Source organism: Xenorhabdus budapestensis, from assembly GCF_002632465.1.
GTDB lineage: Bacteria > Pseudomonadota > Gammaproteobacteria > Enterobacterales > Enterobacteriaceae > Xenorhabdus > Xenorhabdus budapestensis.
Window position 1 is genome coordinate 1 of sequence record NZ_NIBS01000146.1, and the last position, 457, is coordinate 457.

Annotated in this window: 1 protein-coding gene; it reads right to left on the reverse strand. The window is 54.3% G+C overall.

What is annotated here, in order from left to right; genetic code table 11:
* Positions 1-66: 66 nt before the first annotated feature.
* Positions 67-411, reverse strand: coding sequence for a DUF7210 family protein (locus Xbud_RS19355; protein ID WP_099137558.1), 345 nt, complete (start codon positions 409-411; stop codon positions 67-69).
* Positions 412-457 lie beyond the last annotated feature (46 nt).

The following is a 457-nucleotide window of genomic DNA, read 5'->3' on the forward strand; positions in this document are numbered from 1 at the left end:
TTAGGCCGCCAGTTCACCTGCTCTGCAAACTGCTTATGCAGCGGGGCCAGTAAATGTTTATCCCAGTCAATCGGCATGATCCCCCCGCTGAATGGTAATCCCGTCCTGAACGGTCACTGGGTTGCTGGATAATAACTGCGCTCTCAGGTCATCCAGTCGCATGACAACCCCCAACTGTATCAGGCGTTCCGCATCGTCACCGAAGACCTCAATCACGGTATTTTCAGGGTAGTCAACACCGTTATGACGCACTGTATTTCCTTTGACAACAACCAGCTCAGGGGCGGCTTCCTCATCAGCACGCCGCTTACCGGGTAAAGTGGGTTGAATGCCTTGTGGGGTAACATCATCTGCTGGCCCGACCTGCAATTCGGGCGGTAATCCGCCCGGTTCCTGTGTTTTTTTCGTCATGTCACACCACCATCGCGCACAATGCCGCGTTCACCCGGCTTGGAAT

Excerpts from the sequence above, each read along its gene's own strand:
- Xbud_RS19355 (WP_099137558.1), bottom strand. The coding sequence starts at position 411 with ATGACGAAAAAAACACAGGAACCGGGCGGATTACCGCCCGAATTGCAG.